Source organism: Vreelandella neptunia (assembly GCF_034479615.1).
Taxonomy (GTDB): domain Bacteria; phylum Pseudomonadota; class Gammaproteobacteria; order Pseudomonadales; family Halomonadaceae; genus Vreelandella; species Vreelandella neptunia.
In genome coordinates this window covers 4,768,595-4,783,065 of record NZ_CP140255.1, presented here as the reverse complement: position 1 = coordinate 4,783,065, position 14,471 = coordinate 4,768,595, and the positions used below count along the sequence as shown (strand labels likewise).

Sequence of the window (14,471 nt, the reverse complement as noted above, 5' to 3'; positions counted from 1 at the left end):
TTAGTATAAATGTGTAGGCGTTGGATGTCGCTACCTCTGCGCTCAACGGTTGGGTGTTCTAAAAATTAGCGCACTAAAGCCCTATGATTGAAACAGTAACCTTTCGATACTCGGAGTGACTCTAAAAAAAACAGGGACACTCCTATGGATCTCAAGCTACTGCTGGACTGGCGTCTTCACCTAACGGTGATCGTGACGTCAATGTTTGCCGAGTGGGTCGGCATCGTACGTATCCCCCTCGGGCCTGGAACGCTGCTGTTATTACCGCTGCTCTATGCTTTTATCATTGGCGTACTGTTCAATCCTCATCTTTTCTCGGCAATGGGCAAGGTCATCCCCAAGCCGGTCAGCAATGCGGCTGGCCCGATCATCCTGATCGCTATTTTGCCGTTTATTGCCAAGTTTGGCTCCACCATTGGCCCCGCCATTGAGCAAATTATCGCCGCCGGCCCTGCGCTGATTCTCCAGGAATTGGGCAATCTGGGCACCATGCTGATCGCGCTGCCCTTTGCGGTATTAGTGCTCAAGATGGGCCGTGAAGCGATTGGTGCTACCTACTCTATCGCCCGTGAACCCAATATTGCCATCATTTCAGACCGTTACGGGCTAAGAAGCCCTGAAGGTATCGGTATTATGGGCGTTTACGTAGTGGGCACCATGTTCGGCACGCTCTACTTCGCCTTAATGGCGGGCTATATCGCCTCGTTGGATATTCTCGATATTCGTGCTCTGGCCATGGCCTGTGGGGTGGGCAGTGGCAGTATGGTGGCGGCGTGTTCGGCTGCGTTGGCCGAAGCGGTTCCGGCGTCTAAAGATGAGCTACTCGCCTTTGCCGGGGCCAGCAACCTGCTTACCTACGCCACCGGTTTGTATATCTCGCTATTTATCGCGCTACCGGTCACCGAGTGGATGTACAAGCGCTTAAACGGCTCGCGCCAGGAGATTAGCCATGAAAACTCATGAGAGCACGGTCGATCAGTTTGATGCCGAAGCGCTGAAAGAGCTGCGTCCAGAAAACCAACTCGGTAAAACGGCGTTAGTGCTGGCAGCGGTGTGTGTGGCGGCATGGTTTAGCAATATCGTTAACGGTTCGCCTTTATTAGACGCGTTACCCGGCATGCTAATTCTGTATGCGATGGTCATTATCGGCTTGGTGGTTGGGCGGTTTTGTCCTTTTTACCTGCCCAGCGTGGCCTGGGTGTCGCTAATCAGTATTATCGCGACGCTGCCGTTCTTCCCGGGTAATGGGTGGATAATCGCACGGCTGGCTGAAGTGGATTTCCTGGCAGTGGTGACGCCGGTACTGGCCTACGCAGGGTTGGCGCTTACCGGGCGTGAGTTTGCCATGTTCAAGCAAACTGGCTGGAAGCTGGTGATTGTGGCCCTGCTGGTCTTTACCGGCACCTTTATTGGCTCTGCCGTTGTCGCCCATGTGATGCTTTAAGGATAAGACGATGACTGCTTCAGTAGACTTACCGGATAACGCAGAACTACAAGCGTGGCGCCATGATTTTCACCAGCACCCGGAAACGGCGTTTGAAGAGCACCGTACCAGCGCACGCATTGCTGAGCTGCTGACTGAGTGGGGCTTTGAGGTAACCACCGGGATTGCCGGAACGGGTGTGGTAGCCGCTCTGGATGGTCAACAGGGTGAAGGTAAAACCATCGGCCTGCGGGCCGATATCGACGCTCTGGATATTCGTGAAGAGACGGCGCTTACCTACGCGTCGCAAACGCCGGGCAAGATGCACGCCTGCGGCCACGATGGCCACACGACCATGCTATTGGGCGCCGCCTGGGCGTTAAAGCAGCAGCCTGATTTCAAAGGCCGAGTGGTGTTCATCTTTCAACCCGCTGAAGAGAACGCAGGCGGCGGGCGGGTGATGGTTGAAGAGGGTCTGTTTGAGCGCTTTCCCATGGATGCCGTGTACGGCCTGCATAACTGGCCGGGACTGCCTGTGGGCGTTGCCGCGGTGCACGATACCGACGTCATGGCCGCTTTCGACATCTTTAGCCTGACGCTGACTGGCAAGGGCTGCCATGCGGCGATGCCCCATTTAGGCACTGATACGGTATTGGCTAGCTGCCAACTGATCAGCCAACTGCAAGGGCTGGTGAGCCGCGAAACGCCGCCGGACAAATCTGCCGTGCTGAGTATTACCAGCATTAATGCGGGGGATACCTTCAATGTGATTCCCGAGCAGGTCGCGCTGCGTGGCACGCTGCGCTGTTTTGATATGGCGCATAAAGAGCACCTGGAGGAACGCTTTAAGCAGGCGATTGCCAGCTTGGCGGAGTTTCACGGCTTAACCGTTGAGCTGGATTACCAGCGCTGCTATCCCGCTACTATCAATACCCCTGAACATGCCCAGCACTGCGCCTCGGTGCTGGAAAGCTTACTCGGCAGCGACAATGTGGTGCGCAACCCGCCGCCCAGTATGGCCTCCGAGGATTTCTCGTTCCTGCTGGCCGAGCGCCCCGGCGCCTATATATGGATGGGCAATGGCGAGGAGTCCGCTTCGCTGCATAACCCCCGCTATGACTTTAACGACGCGCTGTTGCCGTTAGGAACGCGCTATTGGGTGGAGCTAGTCAGGGCGCTGCTCGTCTAAGTCGCACCCTTTTTCTCAACGAAAAGCGTTATGCGCTCTCTGATGCCCACTGGATAGGGGAGCGTCTACGCCGAACTTCAAGTAACAGGACGTTCAAGGAGTTTTAAGATGTCTTTTTCAACAGAGTCGTTATCGGTTGTGGTGATTGGTCTGGGGCAGATGGGCGGCAATATGGCACTTACGCTTAAAGCCGCCGGGTTTGCAGTGACAGGCAGCGATGTATTTGAGCAAGCGCGGTCGCGTTTGGCGGCTAAGGGCCTAGCAGTGGTAGCGCCCGATGAACTACCTGCCAGCGACATCTATCTGCTGTCCCTGCCCACCTCTGCCCATGTCCGCGAGGTGATCGAGCAATCCCCAGGCTTACTCACCCTTGCGCCGAAAGGTAGCGTGATTGTCGATACCTCCACTAGCGACCCTGCCGTGACGCGTGAACTGGCTGAAAAAGTAATTGCTGCGGGCCTTCTATGGTTGGATGCCCCCGTCAGCGGCGGCCCGAAAGGCGCTGCCAGCGGCAAGCTGGGTATGCTGTTGGGAGGCGATGAAAGCACTATCGAACGGGTATCGCCGATGCTGGAGGCGATGTCAGCCAAGCGCACCCATGTGGGCGGCCCAGGCAGCGGCCATGTGGTGAAACTTGCCAATAACTACCTGTGTGCCGCGCACCTGCTGACGACTGCCGAAGCCGTTGCGATGGCCGCCAAGGCGGGCGTGGATCCCGCTGCCTGTTTAGCGGGCCTGAATAGCGGTTCAGGGCGCAGCGCGGTTAGCGAAGTCAACTTCCCCGAGTGGGTGCTGAGCGAGCGTTTTGATTCTGGATTTACCACCGGCTTGATGCGCAAGGATCTGCGTTTGGCGCGGGATGCCGCTGAGCAGTTGGGCCTGCCGTTACCGCTGCTGCAAGCCGTTGTCGAAGCGTGGCACGCAAACCCCGAGCAGCCAACTGATAGCGATGACTTTAACCATATCACTACGCCGATATTAGCGCGTGGCAGCCAAACGGAGGGTAACCAATGAACTCACTTAGCCAGCACGCCTGCGACCATCTTGCACAACTGCTTGAGGGTTTTGGCTTGGCCGCTGCCACGACGTTAAGTAATTGGATTGATGGCGAATTAATCGCGGGCGAGGGTGAGGAAATCACCCTGATCAACCCGGCTACTGGCGAAACGCTGGTGCACTATCGTGATGCGGGCGCTGCACTGATTGAGCGTGCTACCCAAGCGGCACAGCGAGGCCAACGTGAGTGGATGGCGCTCACCGCCAGCGAGCGTGGGCGGCGCATGAATGCGGCGCTGCGTGGGCTAGAGGGCCATGAAGAAGCGCTGGCGCAGCTGGAAAGCGTTGTGGCCGGTAAGCCGATTCGTGACTGCCGGGCTGAAGTAGGCAAAGTGCGCGAGATGTTTGAGTATTACGCGGGCTGGTGCGACAAGCAGCACGGCGAAGTGATTCCGGTACCCACCTCGCACCTTAATTATGTGCGCCATGTACCTTACGGCGTGGTGGGGCAAATTACCCCCTGGAACGCGCCAATGTTCACCTGCGCCTGGCAGTTGGCCCCGGCGATGGCGGCGGGCAACGGCGTGGTGCTAAAGCCCTCTGAGCTTACGCCCTTCTCCTCGGTGGTGATTGCCAAGCTACTGGAAAGCGGCGGGCTACCTAAGGGACTGATCAATATCGTCAACGGGCTGGGAAAAACGACCGGCGCAGCTCTAACCGACCACCCCACCATCAGCAAGCTGGTATTCGTGGGCTCTCCCCAGAGTGGCCGCATGATTGCTGAAGCGGGCGCGCGGAGGCTGGTGCCCAGCGTGTTAGAGCTGGGGGGCAAATCGGCCAATATCGTGTTTGCTGATGCCAAGCTGGATGAAGCCGTCGCGGGGGCCCAGGCGGCCATTTTTGCCGCCGCTGGCCAGAGCTGTGTGGCGGGCTCACGGCTGCTAATCGAGCGCTCGGTGTTTGAGCAGGTCACCAGCCGTTTGGCGCGGGCGGCGGAGCAGATTGCGGTGGGGTTACCCAGCGATGAAGCGACGCGCATGGGGCCACTACAGAATCGCCGCCAATTTGAGCAGGCCACCCGCATGATTGAGGCCGCCGAAGCGGCAGGCGCGAGAGTATTAACGGGCGGCAAACGTCCCGAAGGACTGCCAGACGAGGCCCACGGCTATTTTATCGCCCCGACCGTGCTGGTCGATGTCACGCCGGAGATGGAGATCGCTCAGCAAGAGGTGTTCGGCCCAGTGCTGATTGCCATGGCCTTTGAGAACGAAGCCGAAGCCGTTCAACTCTCTAACGAAACCCGTTTTGGGCTGGCAGGTGCGGTATGGAGCCAGGATGTAGCGCGTGCACATCGCGTAGCCGGTCAGTTGCGAGCTGGCACGGTGTGGATCAATAGCTACAAGGCGATCAGCGTGATGTCGCCGTTTGGTGGCTTTGGCGATAGCGGCTTTGGTCGCTCCAGCGGTTTGGATGGCCTGCGCGAATACACGGTGCCGCAAAGCGTCTGGGTGGAGACGGCACCGGAAGCTAGTGTCGCCTTTGGCTATGGCAGCGGCGTGGGTTGATCGTTTAGTAATAGCGACTATCCAGTAACAGAGAGCGTGAGTTGAACTTGTCGGGGCTATTCGCCCCGCTTTGTGAGGAGTTACTGCAATGAGCTTTGGCATTGATCATCCCTTAGTCGCGGTCGCCGATTTAGATGTGGCAGCCGAGCGTGCGGCAGCCTTGGGTTTTACCCTCAATCCGCGCCATAGCCACCCCTGGGGTACCGATAACCACCTGCTGTTTTTACGCAATAATTTCATTGAGTTGATTGGTATTGCCCATCCACACCTAACAGATTATCGGGATAGTAACGGCTTTCAATTTGCCAAAGTGGTGGAAGATCGCTTAGCCATTGGTGAAGGGATCGCTATGCTGGCTTTAGAAAGTGAAGCGATGGCGACGGATCATGCGCTGTTGACCGCGCGTGGCTTTGAAGGCCACTCGCCTATTGAGTTTCGCCGACTGGCGCATCTTGCCAGTGGTGATGTAGAAGTGGGCGTCGCGTTAAATATTCTGCATGACCCTCAGCAGCCTTTCCTTACTCAGTTCTTGTGCCAGCAATTGCGCCCCGAGCTGTTTCGCACAGACCCCAGCCTTGAGCGGCACGCCAATACGGCGACATCTATCACCGATATTTGGTATGTGTCCGATAGCCCTGCTCGTGATGTGGAGCATTTTTGTCGTATCCATGGCGAAGAAGCGATTCAAACGCAAGCGGGGGGCTTTAAAATCCACACCGATAAAGGGGTTTGCCATTTATTAAGCGATAGCGCAATAGGGGAGCACTTTGAGGTGTTGGCTGGGCTTCCGTCGATACCCGCCAGGGCGGTGGCGCTAACACTGGCCTGTGAAGATATTGCCGCGGCGACGAATCATTGGCAGCAGTGCTCGCTACCTTTTGTGTCGCTGAGCGCTCATCAGGCCGATATACCGCCTGAGGTGTTAGGCGGAACAGCGCTACGCTTTTCTCAAACCACTGGGTGAAAGCACCAATAATGACCGAGACCTCAGACTTAGGCGCTCACGCCTTTAATGACCCTGCCGCGCTTTGGCGGGAGATCCAGGTAGCCGCCCTTGAAGCCTCACGCTCGCAGCCACTACTTGCTGATTTCTACCGTTACGCTTTGCTTGATCATAGCGACTTTGCTTCGGCACTTGCCGTCGTTATCGCCGAAACGCTGTCATCTACTCATATATCGTATGCCTCTGCATTGGCAGAGATTCGCGCTGTGTTTGCGGAAAACCCGCTGATCGTAGAGTCGGCTTTGGATGATTTGCGGGTATTACTACAAGAAGATGCCGCTATTCCAGAACCTTTTACACCGCTGCTCTATTTCTCGGGTTATCGCGCACTGCAGTGTCATCGCGTCAGTCATGTTTGGTGGGCAACGGCGAAGAAGAGCATGGCGAGCTACCTGCAGTTTCGCTGTAGCTGTACATTCAGTGTGGATATTCATCCTGCGGCATGCGTTGGTAAAGGCATCTTTATCGACCATGGGGCGGGCATTGTGATTGGCGAAACCGCTGTCGTCGAAGATGGAGTCACCATTTTTCAGGGCGTCACATTAGGGGGAACGGGTAAGCTCGATGGGGATCGCCATCCCAAAATTAGGCGGAATGCTTTTTTGGGTGCAAACGCCGTTGTACTTGGCAATATTGAAATTGGTGAGGGCGCCCGAATAGGGGCTGGCGCTATTGTGACTAAGCGCGTTGCTGCTGGCGTCACGGTGGTTGGTTTACCCGCATCAGCGCGCTAATTCGCTACATCGCGAAAAGCCTGCATCCAGCGCTGCAAATGGCGTAGCAGTAGAATGCTGGCTTTGGGCTGTTGGCGGCCTACTCGTGTGACCATATGGGCTTGGGAGCGCTGAAAGAGCGGATGGTCTACCGGGCGCGCCACGAGCGTGCCCGCTTCTATGTCGTGCGCGACAGCAAAAGCCGGTAGCAGCGTAACGCCCATGCCGCTGCGTACATACTGTGCCAATACCACCATGGAGTTGGTATTCATCGCTAGGCGGGGTGCAATGCGTGCGTGCTGAAACGCTTGATCAACCATTTGGCGAACGCCGTGACTGGTGTCCCACATGGCCATCGGCTGATCACTGAGCTGAGTCAGCGTGAGCGGTGACGTTTGCAAGGTGAGTGGATGGTTCGGTGGCAGAATAGCCATTAGCGGCTGAGGCGTCGATGCCCAGAAGCGTAGCTGAGGGTGGGTTCGCTCGTGGAACATTAAGCCGATATGAGTGTGATCGTCGACAATGGCTTCAATAATGCCCGAGGTGCCTGCGGTATGGATATCGAGCTGAATGCCCGCATAGCGTTGAGTAAATTCATGCAGCGGGGATGCTACCAAGTCACTGACAAACCCTTCACCGACGGTAAGCGATATTTTGCCGGTTTCCATGCGCTGGTAGGATTCAAGTGACGCAATAAAGCCTTCATCAAGGGCGCCGCGACGTTCGCAGTATTCAAGCAGCATTTCGCCTACCGGGGTAGGCGAAATGCCGTCGCGCTGACGCTCCATCAGGGTTGCTCCCAAGGCTTCTTCCAGCAAAGCAATCTGCCGACTTACCGCCGAGGGAGCAATATCCAAGCGCGCCGCTGCGCGGCGCACGGAGCCAGATTCAAGGGTAACGCGGAAGTAAACGAGGCGTTGATGAGGTATGTCCATCGATAGCTTTTATACCTCTACCTTGTTCAGCCTAAATTTATTTAAACTAAGCCGCTACCCTATGCCAATCGTAAGCCGCTACAAATACTTGAGTAGTTTTTGCAGCTTATTCATATCGGCGGAATCACCCACCAAGCGCACGCTGCCGTTCATCATGCCGTCGAGAAAGGCCTGCTGGGTTGGCTTTTTGAGCACTTTCAAAGCGGTATCCTGATCACGGAAGCGTAGCTCCAGATCTAAGTCCACGGGCAGCCCTTTGCCGGTACTGACACTTTTCGGCGTCATCCGGTAGTGGCGGGCAATGCTTAGATCTTCCGTGGCAATTCCCCAGTCCAGGCCGCGCATGCGTTCTAACTGTTCGCGAAAGCGCGGTTTGCGGCGCAGGGCGCGTTTGAGCAGTACGCCCAGCAGCCACAGCGTCAGCTTGAGCTTCATTAGGAAACGGCGTCCTTGAGTCCCTTGCCTGGCTTAAAGGCAACGTTTTTGCTGGCCGGAATCTGCAGCGGGGCACCGGTTTGCGGATTTTTGCCGGTACGCGCTGCGCGCTCACGTACCGTGAAGGTACCAAAACCAATCAGCGCGACATCTTCGCCCTTGGCACAACTGTTGGTGATCTCATCCAGAATGACGTTCAGCACCTGACCAGCTTTATCTTTGGACAGGTCGGCACTTTCAGCGATGGCTGCAGCGAGTTCAGGTTTGCGCATAAGGAATCTCCCCTTTTTAAAAGAAATCAAACATCAAACAAATGCATGTTGTTGGGTGCGTAGCCGATTAGGATAGCTTCTCTAGCCTAGTCGTGAACGCGACGAAAATCAGCCTAGCAGCGCAGGTGCTGCTCTGGAAAGCTCCACTTTCCTTCTCACGCAGCCGCCTGTCAACGCAAAACCAATCAAACGTCCGTCTTTATTTTCAGCCAAGGCACTGATATCACCGCCTTCGCCTTCAATTCGCCAGCGTTCGGGCGTGGTGGTTGGCGGGTAGGCCACGACTGGCAGCAGCGGCGTTTTAACCACTACCGGCCAGGCGCCAAAGCTAACCGGCGTGGGGGTGCCCGAAAGCGTTGCCGCCAGTGCCTTAGCGCTGGCTTGCAGCGGCTGAACGTACATGGCATTAACGCCGTCTACGCAGGCTACATCGCCCAGGGCGTAGATATTGGGGTGCGAAGTACGCAACTGGCGGTCAACGACTATACCGCTAGGCGATACGCTTAAACCCGCTGATTCGGCAAGCGCCGTGCGGGGGGCAAGGCCGGTTGCCATCAGCACGAGATCAGCGCTGACGGTGTCGCCGTTATCCAGGCGTAATACGATGTCTTCGTCGCTTTCGGACGTAATGGAATCAATCGAACGGCCAAGGTGAAGATGGATCCCTGCTTCGCTAAAGGCATCGCCCAGGGCGTTTCCTAAAGGCGGTGGTAGCAAGCGAGGAAGCAGGCTTCCTTCAGGGGCGATGACGCTGACGTGATGGCCGCCAGCGTGAAGATCGTTGGCAAATTCACAGCCGACCAGCCCCGCGCCAATAATCGCCACCCGTGCTGGGCCATGGCCTAGTGCCGAGTGAAAGTGGCGGTAGTCGTCTAAGTCGTTGATGGCGAAGCAGCGTGGGGCTACGCTGGGCTCAAGGCTGAAGGGCAACCGTGGTGCAGCGCCAGTGGCCAGCACCAGTGTGTCGTAGCCGAACACCCTGCCGTCTTCAAGAAGAACGGTTTGGTTATCCACATCCAGTTCGTCTACCTGGGTGTGGATAACCATCTGGGCATTTAGCTCTTCGCCTAGTTCAGCAGCGCTGCGCTGGGCTAATTTTTCGGGCTCGAGGCCCTTGGCGAAGCCGGTGGAGAGCAACGGCTTGCTGTAGTCATCGCCGCTGTCAGCGCTTACCAGCGTGATTGAGCGTTGGTCGCCCAATCGGCGTAACACCCGGGCAAGGCCAACCCCTGCCATGCCAGTGCCAATAATCACCAGCGCAGCGTGAGAGGACGTTTTCTGTGTTTGGGTGGCGGGCATGCAGACACCAAAAAAAGTTGCTAAAAAAGGGTGCGAAAAAAGAGGCGCTAAACCGAGTCGTTAAAAAAGTCGCTGAAACAAAAGCCTTTCAGTGCTCATGTTACACTAGCCAACCCGTTAATTGCCCTGGAGAACTCGGTGACGGCTGCTGCTTTTCGGCAAAATCCTCTATTTTCCCGCTGGCGCCCGATTGATGCGGCGCGGCCTGCGATGAGTGCTTCCTGGTGGCAGTGGGTCGCCTCCACCGACTCGTTAACCGCCCGCTTAATGGTCGCGGGTGGAGAGAAGCCGTTTCGAGTACGGTTGCTACATCAGGGCGTCGGCTGGCCGCGCCAGGATGAGGCTCAGGCGCTGGGCATTGGCGCCAAGCGCTACGCTTGGCTGCGGGAAGTGGCGCTGTGCTTGGATGAAACGCCGTGGGTAGTGGCTCGCTCGGTCGCCCCCCTCACGCAGCTAAAGGGCCAGCGTTTGGAGAGTTTGGGTGAGCGCTCGCTAGGCAGTTGGCTATTTCGACAGCCAGGTTTAGTTCGCGGGCCTTTGGAAGCGACGAAGCAACCCCCGCATTTTATTAGCGTGAATGGTATCGATGGGAGTTGTGCCTGGGGAAGGCGCTCCGTCTTTTATCACGGCGGCCTGTCGTTATTAGTGCAAGAGTATTTTTTGGGTGCGATGGCAGATGATCTTGGCCTGCCTTCGCGCTAGGCTAGCGCCTGCATCTTATTCTTCGTGAGGTAAGCATGGATCGTTCACTGTTGCGGCCGAAGGGATGGGCTCGCGTGGCAGATTTTTTACAGCTGATGCGCTTGAATCGGCCGATAGGCACATGGCTTTTGATGTGGCCGACGCTGTGGGCCCTTTGGGTGGCTGCGGAAGGTGTACCAGGACGAAATGTGCTGCTGATTTTTGTGGCCGGCGTTTATGTGATGCGTGCCGCGGGCTGCGTGGTCAATGACTATGCAGATCGCCACTTTGACGGGCATGTGAAACGCACAAAACATCGTCCGCTAGCGACAGGCCGTATCAGCGAAACCGAAGCCCAGCTACTGTTTATCGCCCTGGTGGCCGCTGCGTTTATTCTGGTACTACTGACCAACTGGTTTACGGTGCTGCTCTCGCTGGGCGGTGTGCTGCTGGCGATTATTTATCCGTTTATGAAGCGCTATACCCACTTTCCTCAGGTGGTGCTGGGCGCTGCGTTTTCTTGGGCGATTCCGATGGCGTTTGGCGCCGTGTTGGGCCACGTGCCGTTGGAGGCATGGCTGCTATTCTGCGCTAATGTATGCTGGACAGTGGCCTACGATACCCAGTACGCCATGGTCGATCGCGACGATGATTTAAAAATTGGCATTAAATCAACGGCCGTGCTGTTTGGAAATGCGGATCGTTTGATGATTGGCTTACTCCAGGTAGCCACCCTGGGATTGCTGGCCTGGGTAGGCTGGCGGGTTGGTTTAGGTGGTTTCTTCTGGCTAGGGCTTGCGGCAATGGCGGCGACTTTTCTGCATCAGCAGCGCTTGATTCGCGACCAGGAGCGGGATCCCTGCTTCCAGGCTTTTCTCAATAATCACTGGTCGGGACTGCTGATTTTTGCCGGTATTGCGCTAAGTTGGTGGCCTGTGGCTGGTTAATCGCGGCGGTTGTCATGTAACTGTCATCAAGTCATGGTGTTATCGTCACTGACATGTCATTGAACTGTTTATCTTTGAGCAAGTTTTCTTTGGACACCGTGAGGCTCTGGTATGACCGCCAAGACCGTTCTGATTGTCGATGATGAATCATCGATTCGCGAGATGATCGCGGTAGCGCTGGAAATGGCTGACTATCGCGTGCTCGAAGCGGATAACGCCCAGGATGCTCATGCTATGGTGGTCGACCACCAACCCGATTTACTGCTGCTGGACTGGATGATGCCCGGCACTAGTGGTATTGAGCTGGCAAGACGTTTAAAGCGCGAAGAAGCCACCGCCGAAATTCCCATTATTATGCTCACCGCCAAAGGCGAAGAGGATAATAAAATTCAAGGGCTTGAAGCTGGTGCAGATGACTATATCACCAAGCCTTTTTCTCCCCGGGAATTGGTGGCGCGACTAAAAGCGGTGCTGCGTCGTGCGACGCCACGTGGCGTTGAAGATCCCATTGAGATTAACGGCCTGCTGCTTGATCCGGTGAGCCACCGGGTCAGCGCCCACGGCAAAGCGCTGGAAATGGGCCCTACCGAGTACCGGCTGCTACAGTTTTTTATGACCCACCAAGAGCGCGCTTACACACGCAGCCAGCTGCTTGACCAAGTGTGGGGGGGGAATGTGTATGTCGAAGAGCGCACAGTTGATGTGCATATTCGCCGTTTGCGTAAAGCCCTGGGCGAGGTGCATCAAAACCTGATTCAAACGGTTCGGGGTACCGGTTACCGTTTCTCTGCACGGGTGTAAATGTGCGTTTATGGAGTCGTGAGCTGTGGCGAATAGCGTGGCTGGCCACGCTGGGCACCTGCTTAGGCTGGCTGTTGGGTTCGGCCGGGCTGGGGCTCGCGGCAGGGCTTGCGCTATGCCTGTTTTACCACCTACGACAGTTGCGCGAGCTTTACCTGTGGCTCACGCTTAACCCTCACGATGAACCCCCTGCCGCCAGTGGAATGTGGGGCGAGCTATTCGATCGTTTATACCGCTATCAAAAAAGCCAGCGCATTACCCAAAGCCGTCTGCGCGCTACTCTGGCGCGTATTCAAGAGTCGTCTGAAGCGATGCGTGACAGCGTGGTTATGCTTGACCGCCACGGCGACCTGGAGTGGTGGAACAGTGCTGCTACCGCCATGCTGGGGCTACAAACGGCCCATGATCGTGGTCAACACATTACTAACCTGCTGCGCGACCCAAGCTTTATCAGCTACTTTAATGCGCGTAATTACAGTGAGCCGTTAACGCTCACTTCGCCGATTGATGAACGGCGAATCCTGCAATATCAAATTACTCTCTATGGTGACGACGAACGCTTGGTGATGGCGCGCGATATCACCCGCTTGCATCGCCTAGAGCAGATGCGGCGCGACTTTGTCGCCAACGTCTCCCACGAGCTGCGCACCCCTCTGACCGTTCTATCAGGTTATTTGGAAACCTACAGTGATATCGCCGATCAGCTTCCGCCGCGATTGGGTCGCAGTGTCCAGCAAATGCAGGAGCAGACCCAGCGGATGCAGAATCTGGTCAACGATTTATTGCTGCTCTCGCGTTTGGAGATTGACCAAGGTGGGCAAGATCATCATCCGCTGTCACTTGAGCCTTTACTGCAAAGCGTGTGTGCTGACGCACTAGCCTTATCGCATCAACGCCATACCATCACCGTCGCACTTGAGAGCGATGCGCGGCTGCTAGGCAGTGAGCAGGAAATTCGTAGCGCCGTCTCTAACCTTGCCTTTAATGCGGTTCGCTACACACCAGCAGGCAGCCAAATCACCCTGCGCTGGAAAGCTAGCGCTACTGGCGGTGGCTGTATTGATGTGGAAGATAACGGAGAGGGGATTGATCCTGTGCATATTCCCCGCTTAACCGAACGCTTTTACCGAGTCGATAAGGGGCGCAGTACTGCAACGGGCGGCACAGGTTTAGGCTTAGCCATCGTTAAGCACGTACTGTTGCGTCATGATGCGCAACTGCAAATTGAATCCCTCCCCGGTAAAGGGGCGTTGTTTCGCTGCGCCTTCCCCCCCTCGCGTCTTGTTTGATGTAGCCAAATGTTCCGCCGCACAATATTTGTAGAAGTGTGCAATATTGGCATGCAAGATTGGTAAAACCTTGCTCATGTGTCATTTCTACACAGTTTTTAGCGTCATATTTTAGCTGGGTAGATTTTTGAAAATGCTTTCAAGTTGAATTCAAGTTATTGATTTTTGATGTTTTTATTTTATTTTATGTTTTTTTGGCATACCGAATGCAGCAATAAAGTTAAGAAAGACGACCGCAGGAAATGCTGGCTACTGGTTAGCCCTTCTTTCTTGACTAAGCGGTAACAAACAGCGATCGGAGGTGGAATATGATGTCCAAGGAATTTCTCAAGAAAGCTGGCATTCTAGGTGTTTCTTTTGGTCTGATGGCAAGTCCATTAGCTTTTGCACAAACCGATGAAAATTCGGCGATTGACGAAAATCAGGGTATTACAGCTGATGAGCAGCCAATGGATCCACAAGGTGTAGGCAGCTCAAACAGCAATGATACAGATATGACGAATGATTTAACCCATGACGAAGGCGATGACGTTAGCGACATGGATCCTCAATCAAGCAGCCACTCAGATGATGCTGAGTATGGCGAAGATGAGCTTGTTGAAGAAAATAGCGGTAGCTAATTATTGGTGATTTTTTAGATATCATTGAATGCTTTTTCATCGGATGAAGAAGCGATCAACAGGATGTTATACAGGCAAGGATGCTCTTAGATTCAAGGATGAATCAATAGGAAATCAAAATGTTAGTCAGGGTAAATTCCAAGGTTGGAGTCCCGCACAAGGAGTGGAAGCTAGCGTTAGTCATTACCTATAACCAATTCTGATATCGGGCTCCGCTAAGCGGGGCCTAATTTTTTGCTGCCTACTTTTTCAATCTATATTTTTCCCTCCCCCTCTGCTTTGTACTTTTTCTTGTTTTCTCCC

At 55.3% G+C, this 14,471-nt stretch carries 16 protein-coding genes; 12 read left to right on the top strand and 4 right to left on the bottom strand.

Going from position 1 to position 14,471, the window contains the following annotated elements:
- Nucleotides 1-144 precede the first annotated feature (144 nt).
- The 7 genes from SR894_RS22120 to epsC all read left to right on the top strand — a co-directional run bounded on the left by SR894_RS22120 (nt 145) and on the right by epsC (nt 6,910).
- Complete coding sequence (locus SR894_RS22120; protein ID WP_223288301.1) at nt 145-963, top strand: DUF3100 domain-containing protein; 819 nt, start codon at nt 145-147, stop codon at nt 961-963.
- On the top strand, nt 950-1,444 hold the full coding sequence (locus tag SR894_RS22115; protein ID WP_223288302.1) for a hypothetical protein: 495 nt from the start codon (nt 950-952) through the stop codon (nt 1,442-1,444). The genes SR894_RS22120 and SR894_RS22115 overlap by 14 nt, the downstream gene beginning before the upstream one ends.
- Nucleotides 1,445-1,454: 10 nt before the next feature.
- Complete coding sequence (locus tag SR894_RS22110) at nt 1,455-2,612, top strand: M20 aminoacylase family protein (RefSeq protein ID WP_223288303.1); 1,158 nt, start codon at nt 1,455-1,457, stop codon at nt 2,610-2,612.
- 108 nt (nt 2,613-2,720) lie between these two features.
- On the top strand, nt 2,721-3,626 hold the full coding sequence (locus SR894_RS23020; RefSeq protein ID WP_223288304.1) for an NAD(P)-dependent oxidoreductase: 906 nt from the start codon (nt 2,721-2,723) through the stop codon (nt 3,624-3,626).
- Complete coding sequence (locus SR894_RS22095; protein WP_223288305.1) at nt 3,623-5,173, top strand: aldehyde dehydrogenase family protein; 1,551 nt, start codon at nt 3,623-3,625, stop codon at nt 5,171-5,173. The genes SR894_RS23020 and SR894_RS22095 overlap by 4 nt, the downstream gene beginning before the upstream one ends.
- Nucleotides 5,174-5,261: 88 nt before the next feature.
- Nucleotides 5,262-6,137, top strand: a complete 876-nt coding sequence (locus tag SR894_RS22090) for a VOC family protein (protein WP_223288306.1) — start codon at nt 5,262-5,264, stop codon at nt 6,135-6,137.
- 11 nt (nt 6,138-6,148) lie between these two features.
- A complete protein-coding gene (epsC, locus tag SR894_RS22085) occupies nt 6,149-6,910 on the top strand; it encodes a serine O-acetyltransferase EpsC (protein ID WP_133732252.1) in 762 nt (253 codons plus the stop codon).
- On the opposite strand, the gene SR894_RS22080 is transcribed toward epsC, so the two are convergent.
- The 4 genes from SR894_RS22080 to SR894_RS22065 all read right to left on the bottom strand — a co-directional run bounded on the left by SR894_RS22080 (nt 6,907) and on the right by SR894_RS22065 (nt 9,830).
- Nucleotides 6,907-7,824: a LysR family transcriptional regulator gene (locus SR894_RS22080; protein ID WP_133732251.1), complete on the bottom strand. Its 918-nt coding sequence runs from the start codon at nt 7,822-7,824 to the stop codon at nt 6,907-6,909. The two genes, epsC and SR894_RS22080, sit on opposite strands and share 4 nt — an antisense overlap.
- A 78-nt stretch (nt 7,825-7,902) precedes the next feature.
- Nucleotides 7,903-8,259 (bottom strand): hypothetical protein, encoded by a 357-nt coding sequence (locus SR894_RS22075; RefSeq protein ID WP_133732250.1) that lies wholly within the window; start codon nt 8,257-8,259, stop codon nt 7,903-7,905.
- Entirely contained in the window at nt 8,259-8,531 is a 273-nt protein-coding gene (locus SR894_RS22070; RefSeq protein WP_064232353.1) for an HU family DNA-binding protein, read from the bottom strand. Before SR894_RS22070 ends, SR894_RS22075 begins: the two co-directional genes overlap by 1 nt.
- Nucleotides 8,532-8,639: 108 nt before the next feature.
- On the bottom strand, nt 8,640-9,830 hold the full coding sequence (locus SR894_RS22065; RefSeq protein ID WP_223288307.1) for an NAD(P)/FAD-dependent oxidoreductase: 1,191 nt from the start codon (nt 9,828-9,830) through the stop codon (nt 8,640-8,642).
- A gap of 138 nt (nt 9,831-9,968) precedes the next feature.
- Here SR894_RS22065 and SR894_RS22060 point away from each other — a divergent pair, with 138 nt between their 5' ends.
- The 5 genes from SR894_RS22060 (at nt 9,969) to SR894_RS22040 (ending at nt 14,168) form a co-directional block, all read left to right on the top strand.
- Nucleotides 9,969-10,532 (top strand): chorismate--pyruvate lyase family protein, encoded by a 564-nt coding sequence (locus SR894_RS22060; protein WP_223288308.1) that lies wholly within the window; start codon nt 9,969-9,971, stop codon nt 10,530-10,532.
- Nucleotides 10,533-10,567: 35 nt separating this feature from the next.
- On the top strand, nt 10,568-11,458 hold the full coding sequence (ubiA, locus tag SR894_RS22055; protein WP_223288309.1) for a 4-hydroxybenzoate octaprenyltransferase: 891 nt from the start codon (nt 10,568-10,570) through the stop codon (nt 11,456-11,458).
- Between the two features lie 111 nt (nt 11,459-11,569).
- The gene (gene phoB / locus SR894_RS22050) at nt 11,570-12,259 is read left to right on the top strand and encodes a phosphate regulon transcriptional regulator PhoB (RefSeq protein ID WP_133732246.1); all 690 of its coding nucleotides are present in this window, start codon (nt 11,570-11,572) and stop codon (nt 12,257-12,259) included.
- A gap of 2 nt (nt 12,260-12,261) precedes the next feature.
- Nucleotides 12,262-13,548 (top strand): phosphate regulon sensor histidine kinase PhoR, encoded by a 1,287-nt coding sequence (phoR, locus tag SR894_RS22045; RefSeq protein ID WP_133732245.1) that lies wholly within the window; start codon nt 12,262-12,264, stop codon nt 13,546-13,548.
- Between the two features lie 308 nt (nt 13,549-13,856).
- Nucleotides 13,857-14,168 (top strand): hypothetical protein, encoded by a 312-nt coding sequence (locus SR894_RS22040; protein WP_223288310.1) that lies wholly within the window; start codon nt 13,857-13,859, stop codon nt 14,166-14,168.
- Nucleotides 14,169-14,471: the final 303 nt, after the last annotated feature.